This is a genomic window from Streptomyces sp. SKN60 (assembly GCF_026236535.1).
Taxonomy (GTDB): Bacteria; Actinomycetota; Actinomycetes; order Streptomycetales; family Streptomycetaceae; genus Streptomyces.
On the sequence record NZ_JAHTMW010000021.1, the window covers coordinates 98,635 to 114,315 of the forward strand.

Genomic DNA, 15,681 nt, shown 5'->3' on the forward strand with positions numbered 1-15,681 from the left:
GCCGTGCGGCGACTGCCGGGGCCGGGCACTGCCGCCGCAGGCACGGGGCGGCGGGAGCAGGACCTTACCTGCTGGACGGCGCGAGGCCCGCCCCGTGCCGGTCGGCACCGTGGACACCGGCGGCGTCCACGGGGGCGGTCCCGGGCGCCGAAGGGACAGCCGGGGCTCCCCCGAGATCCTCCTGGGCGGTACGCAGGTTGCGCCATTCACGGGGGGAGACGCCGTAGGCGGCGCGGAAGGACCGACTGAAGTGGGCCGGGCTGACGAAGCCCCACCGCTGGGCCACGGCGGACACGGTGGGGGCCGTCCCGCCGCGGCGGCCCAGTTCGCGGCCGCACTCCTCCAGGCGCCGTTGCCGGATGAGCTGGCCGACCGTGGTCCCCTCGCCCTCGAACAGCCGATGCAGGTACCGGACGGAGATCCGTTGTGCCCGGGCGATGCGCTCCGGCGACAGGTCCGGGTCGCTCAGGTTCCGGTTGATGTGGTCGCGGACGCGCAGCACCAGATGGCTCGGCGCGTCCGTGTCCGTGCCGCCCGGGTGGGCCCGCTCGGCGACCAGGGTGGCGAACAGCTCGACGACATTGCCGGCCAGCCGGTCCGCGACGGCCGGCGGGTAGCCGTCGGCGGGGGAGGAGGCCAGGGTGTCGAGGAACGGGAGCAGCATCGCGCCGAAGCCGTCCCCGGTGCCGATGGCATTGCCCGTGACCTGTCGGATGTCGCTGTCCGGCACGCCCAGTGTGCGGCACGGAAGTTGGAAGACGTGCGTGGCGAACCGCTGCGGATAGTCGAAGGAGTACGGCCGGGTCGTGTCGTACACCACCAGGTCACCCTCACGCACCTCGGCCCGCCTGCCGTCCTGGACGAAGGTGGCCGTGCCGGATATCTGGACAGCGACCGCCACCAGCGCCTCGGACGACCTGGCGATGAGCGCCGGCGTGCGGCTGACCCGCTCAGCGTCGGCCTCCACGGTGGAGACCTGGAGATACCCGAGACGGTCGGTGGCGATCCGGCCGTCGAACGGCCCGTCACCCCGAGGGGCGACCTCCATCGGCACCAGCGTCCTGCTCACCGCATCGTTCCAGTACGCGACCTTGTCCTGGTCCGGCACGGAGGCGGTCGTCAACACCACGCTCAATTTCTCTCCGCTCAGGGGAAGTGACTCCGGGGCTGCCGCGGGCAGGAACAGGACGCTGCACCCACCCGGAAGACGGGCCGGTGCCCGGCAAGGCCGGAGACGGCTCGTCGTACGGGCAACGACCTCGCTGGCGCGCAACCGGACCGCCTCGGCGAGGTCCGGGTTCTCGCCTGCACCGAACAGCCAAGCAGCGGGCCGTTTCCGTCTCCAGGCAGAACCACAGGCAGGAATCGGCAGAACACGACGTCCGCCAGATGCCCGGGACCAGCCGGCGATGTACGGGCGGATCGGGCTTTCCGGAGGCACTCCGATGCTGACTTTTGCTGACTTTGACGGACTCGAACGCCTCTGACCTGCGGAAACGTCAACAGATCAAGTGGTGGTGGAACTTCGTGGGCCGCACGGACGAGGAGATCCGCCAGGCCCGCGAGGACTGGATGACCGGCTCCCGCTTCGGCGAGGTGAAGGGTTACGACGGCGACCGGCTGGACGCGCCGGAGGTGCCCCCGACCCAGCTGAAGGCGCGGGGGCGGGTGCGCTGACCTGGGGCTTTCCTCTTTCCGTTCGATGTCGGAGTGGGAGTTGCCCGACCGTGCCTCTGGCTTTCGGCGCGGCTGGGGGAGGGCGTGCATCGCTGACTCTCCCGGTCCCGCAGTCGGTGAGGTGCGCTCGCAGAGTGTGCTCGTGTGCGATCGGATCTGGTCAGCTGCATGCTGACCTGTTGCTGACTTTGGTGACGAGCCATCAGCAAGCGATGTAGGGGGCAGCGCGGCCTGCGGGACCCACTCCCGGCTGGTGTGGGTTTCACGGAGACACGGGACCGAACACCACCCCCGTCAGGGTCTGGTTGACGTGTCCGAGCCAGCTTTCGCCGTACGTGTGGAAGCCTGCTGTGGGGATGCCGTCCAGCGCGGACGGGAAGGCCGCCGAGAGGTTCTTGGCGTCCATCTCCAGGCGTCGGAAGCCGCAGTTGAACAGGACGGCGCCCGAGGTGCCGCCGAGGTCCAGGCGTGTCTGGCGGAGGGCGGTGCGGGTGTCGGCGAGGAGGTTGCCGGAGCGCATCACGTCCACCTCCATGCCGGGCAGGATCTGCGCCCAGAACCGCAAACCGCTGTCAGGGGTGGCCGCCTGCGGGGTGCGGATCCACGGTTGACCGTCCAGCATGAGGCCGACCGGGTGCTCCATGAAGACATCGACGTCCAGCGCATCGACGGGTACGCCCACGGCGTCGGCGTACGCCTGGGCCGCCGGCCGTCCGTCGAACTGGTGCACCGTACGGAGGGCAGGGGTGGCGCTCGTCGCGCGCAATACCGTCCCGGCCGGAGTGAACGAGCAGGTCTTGACGATCCGGAAAGGCACTGCGCTGCGGCACACCATCAGGACCACGCCGTCGTACGACACCTCCGCGCCGATCGCCACCCAGGTCGCCTGGAGGGCGAAGTCGTCGCCGGCGGAGCCGCCGACGAAGTCCAGCAGGGGTGCGGCGTTGCCGAGCGTGTCGTTGACCTGTTCCTCGGCCGCGTGCACCCCGTCGACGAGGAGGAAGCCGAAGTGGTGGGCGGGGTCCAGGTGACGGAGCTGGACGCGGATCCGCTCCTCCAGGTCCATCACGGCCTTGGTGGTGCCCTCGCCCGCGTCCGTGCCGATCGTCCCGAGCACTGCTGCGGCTCCGGTGATCACGTCGTGGGGCAGCGCCACGGCGGAGATGCCGCCGGTGCCGTTGCGCAGATCGGTGAACTCGCCGGCGGTGGAACAGCCGACGACCGTGGTGCCGGGGAAGCGGCCGCTCAGGGCGGGGGCGAGGTCACCGGGGTCGTACGCGCTGGAAGCGAAGTACAGCAGTGCGGTGGGAGTGCGTCCGGCCAGGCCCTGGTCGAGGTCGGCGATTAGCCGGGCGACGGCCTGACGGGCGGGGCCTGTGGCGTGGGCGCGGACGACGCCGCAGGACGGGAGGGGAGGGAAGGTCATCGGGTCGCCTTGGAGAAGAAGCGCTTCCAGCGTCGCAGCGGGCCTTCGGTCGGGACGGACCCGGCCGAGGCGATCGGCGCGGCGGTGGGATCGGAGGGGGGAGTGGTGTCGTACGCGTCCATGGCCCGACCGGAGGTGTCCGGGCCGGGGAGAACGGAATCGGGCGCGAACGACGGCAGGGAGTAGCCCAGGACGAGCAGGATGCGCCGCACGTTGTGGACGGCGGCCGGGTCCGCGTACTGGTCCGGGCGTGGATTGCGGAGGTCCGTGCCCGTGCGCAGGGCCACGCGCGTGCAGATCGCGGCGAGGGCGCGCTCGTTGTCGGGGAAGTGGCGGGAGCGAAGCTCGGAGAGGACGCCGGCAAGGGAATCGACGGACCCGCCTGTCATGGACGTGGCACCTGTGTCGAACCCCGGCTCGTAGTGACCGGATCCCGAGCGGGCCGACGCCGAGCCGGACGCCAGGCTCGCACTCAGCCAGGTGTAGTACGCGACCCAATGAGAGCTGAGCAGCGATCCCCACTCGCCCCTGTGCAGCTCGTGAGCGGCGTCCAGCAACGCACGCCTGGAGGGGCCGTACCAGGCCTCGGGAAAACCCTTGCGCTGATGGGCGGCGCCCACCCGGCGGAGGGTCGACTCGACGACCTCGGGGGTGTCCTGGGTGAGTGCCGCCCACAGCACCGAACGCACCAGCCCGTCGCACAGCGGACGTCCGTGCTGGGGAGCCAGCTCCCGGACCGCGGGAACGAGGTCACGCATGCAGGCGTAGAAGTGCTCAACGAACTCGCGCTCCCGGCGGAAGAGCAGCTGGCAGGAGAACTGCACGGTACGCAGGATCTCGGTGGACGGCCGTGGGGGAGGAGGATAGACGTCTGTCACATCGGCTTCCGGGGTGCTGACGGCGAGGGGATGGGCCCCGCGCCGCACGGTGAGGGAGGACTTCGTGCGGCACGGGGCGGGAGGAGCACTATGCGCCCGTCGGCACATCCGTAACTGTCTCGATATGAGACATCACCCGTGACGTATGCCGGTCTGCGCTCCTGTGGCCGCACAGGTCACCGAAGTGGTGGTCGAAGAAGGCGGTCAAGTCCGCGGCCCAGCGGGTCACGACGCTCTCGCCCTTCTCCGCGCTCGCGCCGGTGGGCTCGCCGAGTACGCCGTTGGGGCTGACAGCCGCCCCCCCGCCGTATGCAGCCGCGACATCAGCTCCGGCAGCGGAGCCGTCTCCCCCGGTTCGGCCGCCGACGTGAGCACCGCGCCCGGACGCAGCGCCAGCATCGCCGAGGCTCCGTACGCCCCGCATGACTGCCGTCGACCGGGCCGCTCGGCAGCCACGAGTGGACCCGGCGGCCCTCCGCGCGCAGGCGGCCGACCGCCCGGCACAGCGGGATGACGTTTCCGCCGTGCCCGCACACCAGCAGTACGCCCGCGAACGCGTCGGACGAGCGGACCAGTTCGATCACCAGGAGTTCGAACGCCCGCTGCCCGAGGGAGAGCGTGCCCGGGAAGCCGGCGTGCTCGCCGCTCGACCCGTACGGCACCGCAGGCGCGAGCACGGTGTGGGAGCGGGCCGCCGTCAGTCGCCCGGCCAGGGCGAAGGCGACGTCCGTGTCCACCGACAGGGGCAGGTGAGGCCCGTGCTGTTCCGTCGCGCCCAGCGGGACGACGAGCACCGCGCGCGGCGCGAGGTCCGCGACCTCGGGCCAGGTCAGGTCCGCGAGCCGCCGTACCGACACCTCCGGTGTTCTCATCGTCGTACTCCACCTCTCGTCTCGGTGTTCTCGTTCGTCATCGGTCGGGCCGGTCGGTGATGCGAGGCAGCAGAGGGCGCGCCGTACGGTTCCGCAGCGCGCCCCACCACACGCCCGCGCCGTACGGCCGGTCGTCCGCCAGGACCGCCGCGCTCCAGCGCACAGGGCCGACGTCCCGGGGACGGCCGTGCAGCCGGGAGAACGCGGCCAGGGCCAGGACGGTGCGACCGGGCCGGCTCGCCGCGAGCAGCGGGACCGCCGCCGGCCACCAGGTGCGCAGCGTCGCCTCGCCGAGCATCCGGCCGGCGCCCACGTGGCCGCTCAGGGCCAGGCCCAGCGAGACGGGTCCTGGCACACCGGCCGGGGCCAGCTTGTGGGGCAGCCGCGCGGCCGTCGCGGCGGCCACGGCGAGTGCGATGCCGGGACGGCCTGCGAGGGCCGCAGCCCAGGACGCCGCCGACCACGGGGAGAGCCGCGCGGGCGCCACCGCCGTGCCGTGCCGCAGAGCGAGGGGCGCGGCCGAGGTGCCGTAGCCGAAGCGCTGCCGCAGCAGAGCGGGCCAGTCGGAGCGCGGCCGGTGCCACACCTCTCCGGCGGGTTCGTACCGGACCCGGTGCCCGCCCGCGACGAGTCGCCAGACCAGGTCCACGTCCTCGCCGAACCGCAGACGCTCGTCGAAGCCGCCCAGCTCGCGCAGGACGGAAGCACGTACGAGGAGGGCCGCCGTGGGCAGATGGCCGACCCGCCCGCCGGGACGTACCTCGGCGGGCACCGGTCCCATGTCCAGCGGGGAGCGGACCCGCTCGTAGCGCTCCAACGCCGAGCCGCCGGGCCGGCTGCGCACGCGCGGAGCCACGGCGGCCACCTCCGGGTCCTCGAAGTGGGTGAGGAGCGGTTCCAGCCAGCCGGGGCGAGGAACCACGTCGGCGTCGAGGAACGCGACGAGGTCCGTGGTGACCGACCGGACGCCGGCGTTACGGGCCGCCGCGGGGCCGCGCGGGGAGAAGTGCCGGGCCGCCGCACCCTCGACGGGTGTCGCCGAGCCGTCGTCGACGACCACCGCCCCGCCCAAGTCCCCTTAGTTTCCCACGCAGTTCACGGAAGCCAGGGGGTGCGTCGCGGACCGGAATCACGGCCGTCACGTCGGCGGCACCCCATCGGGAGTTCCGGTACGTCGGGTGGGCGAGCCCGGCGGTCACGAGACGGCGGGCCAGTGCCCTCTGCCCGGGTGCGGAGCCGACGGGCCCGCCGGCCAGCCACGCCCGCGTCAGCCGGGCCCCGGCCGGGGTGAGCCGCAGCGCGCGCAGCGGGACCCCGCCGAGGAGGGTGCGTCCGTCGGCGAGGCTGCGCAGGCTCGGGTCCGGGGTGAGCCTCATGACGTGGAGCCCCTTGTCGCGGTCATGCCGTGAACCCTCCGTCCGCGTGGACCACCGTCCCGGTGATCGCGGCGGAGTGCGGACCACACAGCCAGCAGACGGCGGCGGCCACCTCCTCCGGCTCAAGGAGGCGTTCCGTCAGTTGGTGCTGGGCGAAGTCGCCGGGGTCCACCAGGCCGTACAGGTCGGCGGTGGCCTGGAGCATCGCCGTACGCGTGGAGCCGGGAGAGACCGCCGTGGCGGTGACCCGGGTGCCGCGCAGGTCGCCGGCCAGGCCACGGACCAGGCCGACCACGGCGTGCTTGGCCGCGTTGTGGCCGGACAGATGCCACAGCCCCTTGTGCGCGGCGGCCGAGGCGATCGCGACGAAGCGGCCGGAGCGGGGCTGGGGGCGGGCGAGCAGCTCGGGCACCGCCGCCCGGGCCAGGTTGAACACGCCTCGTACGCCGACGTCGAACAGCGCGTCCCACTCGGTGTCGGTGGTCTGCCACAGCGGTGTGCCGCCCGCCATGACCGCGGCGGCCGCCACCGCCGCGTCGAGGCCGCCGAACTCGGTACGGGCCAGCGCCACCGCGTCGGCCGGTGCGTCCGGGTCGCGCACATCGGCCACGACGTCGAGCACGGCGTCCGGCCATGCCGCGGCGAGCGCCGCCAGCTCCTCGCGCCGGGCCAGCGGATACGCGAGCCCGGGGAGGTCCTCGCAGACGTCGACCGCCACCACCCGCCAGCCTTCGCGGCGAGTTGGTCGACCAGGGCCGCACCGATGCCGCGCGCGGCGCCGGTGACCAGGGCCACTCGGGCGTTCACCGGGCACCCGCTTCCGCATCCGGCCGTTCGGCGATCCCGCCCCGTCGCTCCGCCATCTCAGCGTGCGCCCGGAGCGCGGGTGAAGTCCGGCGGGATCAGCAGGTCGTCGGGCGTCAGCTCGTGGACGGAGGAGCGGCCGAGGCCCAGCAGGGCCGAGTCGATGCCCGCGCGCAGGATATCGAGGACGTTCTCGACGCCCGTCTGCCCGTTGGCGGCGAGTCCCCACAGATACGCCCGGCCGATCATGACGGCCTTCGCTCCCAGGGCGAGCGCCTTGACGACGTCGCTGCCGCGCCGGACGCCGCTGTCGAGCAGCACCTCGACCTGATCGCCCACGGCGTCGGCGATCGCGGGGAGCACCCGGATTTCGGTGCCGGAGTGGTGTCCAGGTTGTTGCCGCCGTGGTTGGACACGGAGATCGCCGTGGCACCGGTGTCGACGGCGCGGAGCGCGTCGTCGACGCGGCCGACGCCCTTGAGCATGAACGGGCCGTTCTGCTGCTCCCGCAGCCAGGCGAGGTCCGCCCAGGACGGGGGAGGGGTGCCCATCCACTGGCCGTACGCGCCGAAGAAGGTCGGCGCCGGCTGCCTGGGGTCCGCCAGGTTGGGGGCGGTCAGGTCCGGCAGGCGCAGGCCCCTGGCGAAGTCGAGCAGCCAGCGGGGGCGGGCCAGCGCCTCGGGGGCGAACCGCAGCATCGCCTTGAGGTCAAGACGCTCGGGGATCTTCGGGCTGCCCCAGTCGCGGCCGTGCGAGAAGGACCAGTCGAGGGTGACGGTCAGGCCCTTCGCGCCACCGGCTCGCGCGTGCTCCAGGCGTCGCAGGATGTCGTCGCGGTCGCCCATCCAGTACGTCTGGAAGAACACCCGCGGGTTCGCGGCGGCGACCTCCGTCAGTGGCTTGCTCGCGAAGGAACTGAGCCCGATCGCGGTGCCGCGCGCGGCGGCCGCCCGGGCGACGGCCACCTCGCCGTCGGGCTCCACGGCCTGCACGCCGGTGGCGGAGATCAGCACGGGCAGGGCGAGGTCCTGACCCATCACCCGCGTCGACAGGTCCCGCTCGGCGGCGAGCCCGCGATGCGCGGGGCGAAGCCGAGCTCGGCGAAGGCCTCGGTGTTGTCGCGGTAGGAGGCGCCCTTCTCGGAGCCGGCCAGCAGGGCGCTGTAGACCGATCTGGGCAGTCGGCGCTCGGCCCGTCGCACCAGCGGTCCGGGTGGTCGGCCGGGGGGCGGCGGCGTCGGCATGCCGAGCGCCACTGGCTGGGCCCGTACCGGCCCGGTGCGGGAGTGGTCGCCGGAGGGACGGGGTGCCGATGCGCGGGCGGTGGTGGCCAGGGCGGCTGCACCATGGCCCTTGACGCATTCGGGATCAGGCCCGTCCAGGGGTAGCCCCGTGAAGAACTCGGCGGCCATGCAGCCGCCCTGACAGGCGTCGTACGCCGAGCACGAGGAGCAGGCCCCGCCGCTCTGTGGGGCGCGCAGCGAGGCGAACAGTTCCGACTCGCGCCACACTGTCGAGAAGCCCGCGTCCCTCACGTTGCCGGCCAGGAACTGCTCGTGGATCGCGAAGGGACAGGCGTACACGTCGCCGATGGGGTCGATCAGACACACCACCCGGCCGGCGCCGCAGAGGTTCAGGCCCGGCAGGGGGGTTTCACCGCGTTGAGGTGGAAGAAGGAGTCGCCCGTGAGCACGTTCTCGCTGTGCGCCACCAGCCAGTCGTAGAGCTGGTGTTGCTGCTCGGGGAGCGGGTGCAGTTCGTCCCAGCTGTCGGCGCCGCGGCGGGAGGGGCGCAGTCTGGTGAGGCGCAGCTGAGCACCGTAGCGTTCGGCCAGTTCCGCGAACTCGTCGAGATGGCCGATGGTGTGCCGGGTCGTCACCACACTCAGCATGAAGCCAGCGGCGCCGGCTTCCGCGAGATGGTTCATGGCGCGCAGTGCGGTCACGTACGAACCCGGGCCCCGGACGGCGTCGTTGACCTCGGCCGTCGCGCCGTCCAGGGAGATCTGCACGTCCACGTAGTCGTTCGAGGCGAGCCGTCGGGCCCGCTCGCTCGTGATGCGTACGCCGTTGGTGGAGAACTTCACTCCGACCTGGTGGTCCACGGCGTAGTCGACCAGGTCGAAGAAGTCCGCGCGGACCGTGGGCTCGCCGCCGCCGATGTTCACGTAGAACCCCTGCATGCGCTGCAGTTCGTCGATGACGGCCCGGCATTCGGCGGTGTCCAGCTCTCGGGGGTCGCGCCGCCCCGAGGACGACAGGCAGTGCACGCACGCCAGGTTGCAGGCGTACGTCAGCTCCCAGGTCAGGCAGATCGGTGAGGTCAGGCCGTTCTTGAAGTGCTCTACGAGTCTCATCGTGCGGCTCCGGCGTGGGGGTCGGGAGATCAGCGGGGTTCGATGGTTCCCGCCTCGGCGAGTCCGGCCAGGGCGGCGAGGTGGACGCCGTGCCGGGCTCGCGGGCCGGAGGAGGCGGCCAGGGCCGTCCGGACGTCCGGGTGGGCGTCCAGCGCGGTCACCAGCTCGACCAGCTCCGGCGACTTGAGGAAGGACAGCCGCCGGGTGCCGAAGTGGTAGGCGAGCGCACCGAAGGGCTCGGGGCGCAGGGCCACGTCGGGCGAGCGGCGATAGGGCAGGTCCGGGTCGAACATGGTCGTCCTTCCGTCAGTACACGCCGCACATGCCGTCGATGGAGACCTCTTCGACCAGCAGGTCCTCCTCGTACAAGGCGTCCTCGGCCGGGGTGACCGCGCCCTGCCGGAGGGCGGTGGTGGCGGTCTCGGTGTGCTCGTTCATGGGGTTCTCACTCGTGTGTGGTGGGAGAAGGGGGGAGTGGAAGGGGCGCCGCCAGGGACGGGGCGGCGCCCCGGATCCGCGGTGGGTCAGTGTTCGTGCACCAGCACGCCGCGGATGTTCTTGCCGTCGACGAGGTCCTGGTAGCCCTGGTTGACCTCGTCGAGCGTGTAGCGCCTGGTCACCAGCTCGTCGAGCTTGAGGTGACCCGACTGGTAGAGCCCGAGCAGCCTCTTGATGTCGTACTGCGGATTGCAGCTGCCGAAGAGGGTGTCCTTATGGTCTTCTCCCAGAGGGCGAGGACCGCACCGGACACGTGCACCGTCAGCTTGGCCGGGTCGGCGAGACCGGTGACCACGACCGTGCCGCCCTTGCCGACGATGTCGAACGCGGCGGAGACGACCTCCTCGGTCACGGTCCCGACCAGGATCAGGGCCTGGTCGGCGCCCTGGCCGAGCGTCAGGTCCGTGACGAGCCGCTGGGCCTCCTCGGCGGTGGCCACGGCGTGGGTGGCGCCCATGCTGATCGCGGTGTCCCGCTTGAGGGCGACGGGGTCGACGGCCACGACGTGCTTGGCGCCCGAGACGACCGAGGCCTGCACGGTGTCGATGCCGAGGCCGCCGACTCCGTAGATCACCACGGTGTCGCCGGGGCGGACCCCGCCGGCGTTGGTGGCCGTGCCCCAGCCCGTAGGGACACCGCAGCCGACGAGCACCGCCGTCTCCAGCGGCAGGTCCGGGTCGACCTTGACCACCGAGTGCTGGGAGATCACGCCGTACTGGGAGAACGAGCCCAGCATGCACATGGCTCCGTAGTCGGTGCCGTCCTTGTGGAGGCGGAACGTGCCGTCGGGCGTGCTCCCCTCCAGGATCGTGGCACCCATGTCGCACAGGTTCTGGCGGCCGGTGGAGCAGTAGCGGCAGTGGCCGCAGTTGGGGATGAAGCTGCACACCACGTGGTCGCCCGGCTGGTGACGCCGGGGCCGACCCTCTCGATGATTCCGGCGCCCTCGTGCCCGCCGACGATGGGGAAGCGGGGAGGCAGATCGCCATCGCTCAGGTGCAGGTCGGAGTGGCACAGTCCGGCGGCGACGAAGCGGATGAGTACTTCGCCGGTGGTCGGTTCGTCGAGGTCGAGCTCGACGATCTCGAAGGGCTTTCCGATCTCGGTGAGTACTGCGGCTCGGGTCTTCATGACGACGCTTCCTCTCCTACAGCTGGATGTTGACGGCCTTCGTCCACACGCCGGCGGCCAGGCCGAACGGGGAGTCGTTGGCCTCGGGGATCGCACCGCGCTCGGCGCTGAAGGGGGCGGCGACCACGACCGGGCCGAAGATCTCCTCGCGGACCACGCTCATCTCGGGCCGGACGTCGACGAGGATGGTCGGCTCGACGTAGTACCCGTGGTCGCCGACCTGGTTGCCGCCGGTGAGGGCGCGGGCGCCGTCGGCGATGCCCTGGCGGATGTAGTTGGTGACCCGGTCCAGCTGCTCCTGGGAGACCAGCGGGCCGAGCTGGGTGGCCGGGTCGAGTCCCGGACCGATCTTCACCTGGGACGCGAAGTCGGCCATACCACGCGTGAACTCGGCGAAGATGGAGTCCTCGACGTACAGACGGGTGCCGGCCACGCAGCACTGGCCGTGGTTGAACAGCCAGGCGTTGGCGGTGCCCGGGATGGCGAGATCCAGGTCGGCGTCGGCGTAGACGATCTGCGGGCTCTTGCCGCCCAGTTCGAGGGAGACCTTCTTCAGGTTGCCCTTCGCGGCGTCCACGATCTTCTTGCCGACCTCGGTGGAACCGGTGAACGCCACCTTGTCCACCCCGTCGTGAGCGGCGATGGCCGCACCCGCGTCCCCGTAACCGGTCACGATGTTGACCACGCCGGGCGGCAGGATCTCGCTGATGACCTCACCAAGCAGCAGCGCGGTGAGCGGGGTCTGCTCGGCCGGCTTGAGCACGACGGTGTTGCCGGCCGCGAGCGCCGCCGGGATCTTGAAGGCGGCCATCAGGAGCGGGAAGTTCCAGGGGATGATCTGGCCGCAGACACCCACCGGTTCGCGCAGCGTGTACGCGTGGAACTGGCCGCCCGGGACCCAGGGCACCGACACCGGGACCGTACGGCCCTCGATCTTGGTGGCCCAGCCCGCGTAGTAGTGGAACAGGTCGGCCGCCCAGACCACGTCCACGCCCTGCGCGACAGCCACCGACTTGCCGTTGTCCAGCGCCTCCAGCTGTCCGAACTCCTCGGCGCGCTCCAGGAGGGCATTACCGATGCGCCAGATCAGCCGCTGTCGCTCCGACGGGGTCATGCGCGGCCAGGGGCCTTCCTCGAAGGCCTTGCGGGCGGCGGCCACCGCCCGGTCGACGTCCGCCGGGCCGCCCTTGGCGACCTCGGTGATCCGGCTGCCCGTCGCCGGGTCGTACGTCGTGAACGTCTCGCCGCTGAGCGCGGGCACCCATTTGCCACCGATGAGCAGCTTCCGCTCGGTCGATACGAAGTCCTGCACCGGCTTCGACAGCAGGGCACGGGAAAGGTCGGTCACACCAGCCTCCAGAAGGGAAGAGGGGCTCCGTGGGATCGGAGTCACACGGGCGTGACAGGGAATATCCTCCCGTTCACCTTCCGGTAACTGTCGCAATCTGAGACACCGTCCCCGGTGCCGGTGCCGGTGGCGCGGCCGTCGCGTTGCCGTCGATGCCCAGAGCGCGCATTCGCCGGTACAGCGTGGCGCGGCTCATCCCGAGCCTGCGCGCGGTGTGCACCTTGTTGTCGGCGCAGTCGCGGAGCGCGGCGACGATCGTCTCGTACTCGGCACGCTCCAGCATGCTCAGGCGCCGCACCCGCGGCGCGACGCGCAGCGCCGGCGGCAGGTCCCGCGGGGTGACGTCACCGGCCGAGCGGTGGTCGAGCACGTGCAGCAGTACCTCCCGCAGCTCGTGCAGGTTGCCCGGCCACGGGTGCGCGGCCAGGGCCTCCAGCGTTCCCGGCGTGAACCGCAATCGGGCGTCGGGACGCAGCCTCCGAACCAACTCGACGATCAGAGAGGGGAGTTCCTCGCATCGGGCACGCAGAGGCGGCAGCTCGATCCTCGTCAGGCAGCGCGCGGCCAGCGCGGCGGGCTCGGAGGGAAGCCGGGGGACGGGGGCGCTGGTGAGGACGGTCCACGGGCCTCCGTGACCGGCCGGGGGGCGCAGCAACCGGGCCGCCTGGACGACGAGTTCGGGGGGCAGCAGCTGGATGTCCTCGACGAGGACGACATCGGCGCCGTCGTCGGCCGTGAGGCGGGCGGCCAGGTCCGCGGTCCCGGTGCGCACCAGCTCCACGGCGTCCAGTCGGCGGACCACAAGGCCCTCCGTGAGCGCGGCGGCAGTGCTCGTCCGGCCGCTGCCGGGCTCGCCGCTGACCAGTACGGGTCTACGGGCCGTCCGGTACCGCTCGAAGTCCCTCGTCTGTTCCGTCGAGGTCCTTTCCTTCCGGCCGCGCGGTACCGCGGTCCGCGGCTCCGCCGGATCGTGGATCTCGACGAGGATGCCTCCGGTCCCGGGGACGGGCCGGAAATCGGCGACGACCGTGCGCCCGGACGAGAGCTCCACCTCACGGCGGGCGGACCGCCCGCGTGACGGCAGCTCACCGGCGATGCCCCGCAGAACCGCGTGGTCGGAAGGGCTGAGCAGCTCCATCGCCGCAGCGCTGGCCATGACGACGCCCTCGTTGAGCGCGGCCACAGCCCGCCGTCCGCCGATCGAGGCGTTCTGGTAGGCGCTGAGAAGGCGCTGTTCGGCCTCCCGGGCTCCGTGCAGGAGCCGCTGTTCGATCTCGCGTGCGGCTCGGGTGAGGAAGGGGGCGAGCAGAGGGTTGGAGAGCTCGGCCGGACAGCTGATGTCCAGGACGCCCTCCAGGCGACCGGTCATCCGGCTGATCAGCGGGTGCCCATAGCAGGAGAAGGTCTTCAGGGACTCGATGTAGTGCTCCTCGCCCAGCACGGTCACGCCGCGGCGCAGCTCGAACACGGTGGCGATCGAGTTGGTTCCCGTGGTCTCCTCCAGGAACTGGCTCCCGACGACCACCCCCGCCCGGTCGAAGGCCGACTCCAGAGAGGTCCCGCCGAATCTGCGGGCCACGATCCGCGCCCGGCAGTCGGCGAGCAGGATCCCGAACCCGGTTCCGTCCAGCTCCTGGGCGACCTGGTCCAGTACCGGGGCGGCGGCGATCAGCAGCCGTCCCCGCCGGTCGAAGTCGTCGCGGGGCGTGAGGTCGAGCGAGGCGTCCGGACGCAGTCCGCTGCGCAGGGACCGCCGCCAGGACTGGGAGATCTCCGGCCGCAGCCGCGACTCCGCGATGAAGGATTCGTCCGGTACGCGCATGTCTTTCTCCGATCTCGACCCCGCGGGCTCACAGGTACCGCTGGTGGCGGGTCTCCACCACCCCTGGATGGAGAGGCGGAGACCCGCACGCGATCACGTCGTCACCGGGATGTCAGCCCCGGGCGACGGGGGCGGTCAGCACGCGCCGTCGTCGCGCCATACCGCCCAGGAGCTGGGGTCGTTCGGCACGGCACCGGTCGAGTAGTAGGTCGCGGTGTACTTGTGGCCCGCGTACGAGACGACGTCACCGGGGGAGTAGGACGTGGTCGAGTTCCAGGCGGTCGGGCAGGTGCCGCCCCCGCCTCCGCTTCCCGCGCTGGTGGTGACGGAGACGCTGTTGGAGGCGCCGGACACGTTCCCGGCGGCGTCGCGGGCCTTCACCGAGAAGCTGTACGTGGTGCTCGCGGACAGGCCGGACACGGTGGCGCTCGTACCGGTGACCGTGGAGACCTTCGACGAACCCTGGTAGACGTCGTAACCGGTCACGCCCACGTTGTCGGTCGACGCGGACCAGGCGAGCGAGACGCTGGAGGACGTCTTCCCGGTCGAGGACAGGCCGGTCGGCACGGACGGCGCCTGCGTGTCACCACCGCCACCGCCACCACCGCTGGTGGAGACGAACTTCCAGGTGATGCCGTTGACCACGCCCAGGTCGAGGTTGGCCAGCTTCTGGAACGCGGTCTTGCTGAGGTCTATGTGCTCGGCGCTGCACGACGGGCACTTGTCCTTGACGGGGACCGTGATCGTCTTGCCGTTGTACGTGACCTGCACGGAGATGCCCTTGCACAGGTCGTCGTTGTTCGGGTTGGCGGCCGTCCACCACTGGTACGAGACGGCGACCAGGTCCTGGGTGGCTGCGTTGATGGCGGTGCCGCAGGCGCCGGTGCCCGCGTCGTCGTACCAGGTCATCTTGCCCGTACGGGCTTCGCCGATCGGGATCGCGGCGAAGGCGGGCCCGATACCGAACGCCGTGAAGATCACGGCGCCGAGCAGGGCGGTGGCCCACAAGCCTATGCGCTTCAGAGCGCGCTGCATGCGTCCTCCTGGACTGGTGGGTGAACCGCGCGTCGAAGAACGCGCGTTGACGGACGCAGAGAACGGGGACGGGGCCGCCCCGGTCAACGCGGTCCGTCGGCGCCGACCGCGTTTCTGCTCGACGAACGGCCTGGAGACCCGGAGACGGTCGTGAGGCGGACGTTGCCTTCCCCGGCCCTCCGAGAGGGCGTCGGAGCAGATCAGCCCGGCCCTGTGGGCGGGTCCCGGGGACGTACGCGTGTCCCGGCGCGAATGGAATCCGAATGGAATCGCGATGCCGGTGTCTTCCGTCCGGCGACCCTGCCCCTGTGGCCGCCGGACGGTCAGAGCTCCGCACCGGAGACCGTGAATCCCTCGCTCACCAGGGATTTCAGGCGTACGGCGGTGGGTTCGAGCGCAGTTCCCGGTGGATCTGACGGCACCCGGCGACGAGCGGTGCGACGACCAGGCGGCGCACAC

15 protein-coding genes and 5 pseudogenes are annotated in these 15,681 nt (G+C 71.7%); 2 read left to right on the top strand and 18 right to left on the bottom strand.

From position 1 onward, the window contains the following. Nucleotides 1-64 precede the first annotated feature (64 nt). Nucleotides 65-1,129 (bottom strand): helix-turn-helix domain-containing protein, encoded by a 1,065-nt coding sequence (locus tag KV205_RS29335; RefSeq protein ID WP_265867742.1) that lies wholly within the window; start codon nucleotides 1,127-1,129, stop codon nucleotides 65-67. Between the two features lie 383 nt (nucleotides 1,130-1,512). On the opposite strand from KV205_RS29335, the pseudogene KV205_RS29340 reads away from it, so the two are divergent. After that, nucleotides 1,513-1,677 (top strand): annotated as a pseudogene (locus KV205_RS29340) (pirin); the annotation flags it as partial. Between the two features lie 262 nt (nucleotides 1,678-1,939). On the opposite strand, the gene KV205_RS29345 reads toward KV205_RS29340, so the two are convergent. From KV205_RS29345 to KV205_RS36585, 13 genes and pseudogenes are all read right to left on the bottom strand, one after another. Next, on the bottom strand, nucleotides 1,940-3,103 hold the full coding sequence (locus tag KV205_RS29345) for an FIST signal transduction protein (RefSeq protein ID WP_265867743.1): 1,164 nt from the start codon (nucleotides 3,101-3,103) through the stop codon (nucleotides 1,940-1,942). Next, complete coding sequence (locus KV205_RS29350) at nucleotides 3,100-3,927, bottom strand: hypothetical protein (protein WP_265867744.1); 828 nt, start codon at nucleotides 3,925-3,927, stop codon at nucleotides 3,100-3,102. Before KV205_RS29350 ends, KV205_RS29345 begins: the two co-directional genes overlap by 4 nt. Nucleotides 3,928-4,304: 377 nt before the next feature. Next, a complete protein-coding gene (locus tag KV205_RS29355) occupies nucleotides 4,305-4,853 on the bottom strand; it encodes a creatininase family protein (protein ID WP_265867745.1) in 549 nt (182 codons plus the stop codon). A 37-nt stretch (nucleotides 4,854-4,890) separates the two neighbouring features. After that, nucleotides 4,891-5,925 carry a mycofactocin biosynthesis glycosyltransferase MftF gene (gene mftF / locus KV205_RS29360; RefSeq protein WP_265867746.1) on the bottom strand — a complete coding sequence of 345 codons (1,035 nt, stop codon included), beginning with the start codon at nucleotides 5,923-5,925 and terminating at the stop codon, nucleotides 4,891-4,893. Nucleotides 5,926-6,251: 326 nt separating this feature from the next. Next, the gene (locus KV205_RS29365) at nucleotides 6,252-6,947 is read right to left on the bottom strand and encodes a mycofactocin-coupled SDR family oxidoreductase (protein WP_265867747.1); all 696 of its coding nucleotides are present in this window, start codon (nucleotides 6,945-6,947) and stop codon (nucleotides 6,252-6,254) included. Nucleotides 6,948-7,093: 146 nt separating this feature from the next. Then, a complete protein-coding gene (locus KV205_RS29370; RefSeq protein ID WP_308404111.1) occupies nucleotides 7,094-7,396 on the bottom strand; it encodes an alpha-hydroxy-acid oxidizing protein in 303 nt (100 codons plus the stop codon). After that, nucleotides 7,279-8,394: an alpha-hydroxy-acid oxidizing protein gene (locus KV205_RS29375; protein ID WP_265867748.1), complete on the bottom strand. Its 1,116-nt coding sequence runs from the start codon at nucleotides 8,392-8,394 to the stop codon at nucleotides 7,279-7,281. The genes KV205_RS29370 and KV205_RS29375 overlap by 118 nt, the downstream gene beginning before the upstream one ends. Before the next feature lie 89 nt (nucleotides 8,395-8,483). Beyond that, nucleotides 8,484-8,645, bottom strand: a pseudogene (locus KV205_RS36455) (SPASM domain-containing protein); the annotation flags it as partial. Between the two features lie 20 nt (nucleotides 8,646-8,665). Continuing rightward, nucleotides 8,666-9,388, bottom strand: a complete 723-nt coding sequence (mftC, locus tag KV205_RS29385; RefSeq protein ID WP_265867749.1) for a mycofactocin radical SAM maturase — start codon at nucleotides 9,386-9,388, stop codon at nucleotides 8,666-8,668. Nucleotides 9,389-9,417: 29 nt separating this feature from the next. Continuing rightward, nucleotides 9,418-9,681 carry a mycofactocin biosynthesis chaperone MftB gene (gene mftB, locus KV205_RS29390; RefSeq protein WP_265867750.1) on the bottom strand — a complete coding sequence of 88 codons (264 nt, stop codon included), beginning with the start codon at nucleotides 9,679-9,681 and terminating at the stop codon, nucleotides 9,418-9,420. A 13-nt stretch (nucleotides 9,682-9,694) separates the two neighbouring features. Next, entirely contained in the window at nucleotides 9,695-9,826 is a 132-nt protein-coding gene (mftA, locus tag KV205_RS29395) for a mycofactocin precursor MftA (RefSeq protein ID WP_265867751.1), read from the bottom strand. 178 nt (nucleotides 9,827-10,004) lie between these two features. Further along, on the bottom strand, nucleotides 10,005-10,628 hold the full coding sequence (locus KV205_RS29400) for a zinc-binding dehydrogenase (RefSeq protein WP_306806355.1): 624 nt from the start codon (nucleotides 10,626-10,628) through the stop codon (nucleotides 10,005-10,007). Next, nucleotides 10,623-10,924: pseudogene (locus KV205_RS36585) on the bottom strand (alcohol dehydrogenase catalytic domain-containing protein); the annotation flags it as partial. The pseudogene KV205_RS36585 and the gene KV205_RS29400, both read right to left, overlap by 6 nt. Between KV205_RS36585 and KV205_RS36590 the strand changes: the two are divergent. Further along, complete coding sequence (locus KV205_RS36590; RefSeq protein WP_265867754.1) at nucleotides 10,835-11,050, top strand: hypothetical protein; 216 nt, start codon at nucleotides 10,835-10,837, stop codon at nucleotides 11,048-11,050. The pseudogene KV205_RS36585 and the gene KV205_RS36590 overlap by 90 nt on opposite strands. Here KV205_RS36590 and KV205_RS29410 read toward each other — a convergent pair. The 4 genes and pseudogenes from KV205_RS29410 to KV205_RS29425 form a co-directional block, all read right to left on the bottom strand. Further along, on the bottom strand, nucleotides 11,034-12,365 hold the full coding sequence (locus tag KV205_RS29410) for an aldehyde dehydrogenase family protein (protein ID WP_265867755.1): 1,332 nt from the start codon (nucleotides 12,363-12,365) through the stop codon (nucleotides 11,034-11,036). The two genes, KV205_RS36590 and KV205_RS29410, sit on opposite strands and share 17 nt — an antisense overlap. 73 nt (nucleotides 12,366-12,438) lie before the next feature. Then, nucleotides 12,439-14,187, bottom strand: a complete 1,749-nt coding sequence (locus tag KV205_RS29415) for a helix-turn-helix domain-containing protein (RefSeq protein WP_265867757.1) — start codon at nucleotides 14,185-14,187, stop codon at nucleotides 12,439-12,441. A 135-nt stretch (nucleotides 14,188-14,322) separates the two neighbouring features. Then, a pseudogene (locus tag KV205_RS29420) lies at nucleotides 14,323-14,790 on the bottom strand (fibronectin type III domain-containing protein); the annotation flags it as partial. A gap of 45 nt (nucleotides 14,791-14,835) precedes the next feature. After that, nucleotides 14,836-15,222: pseudogene (locus KV205_RS29425) on the bottom strand (cysteine/serine endopeptidase inhibitor); the annotation flags it as partial. Between the last annotated feature and the right edge of the window lie 459 nt (nucleotides 15,223-15,681).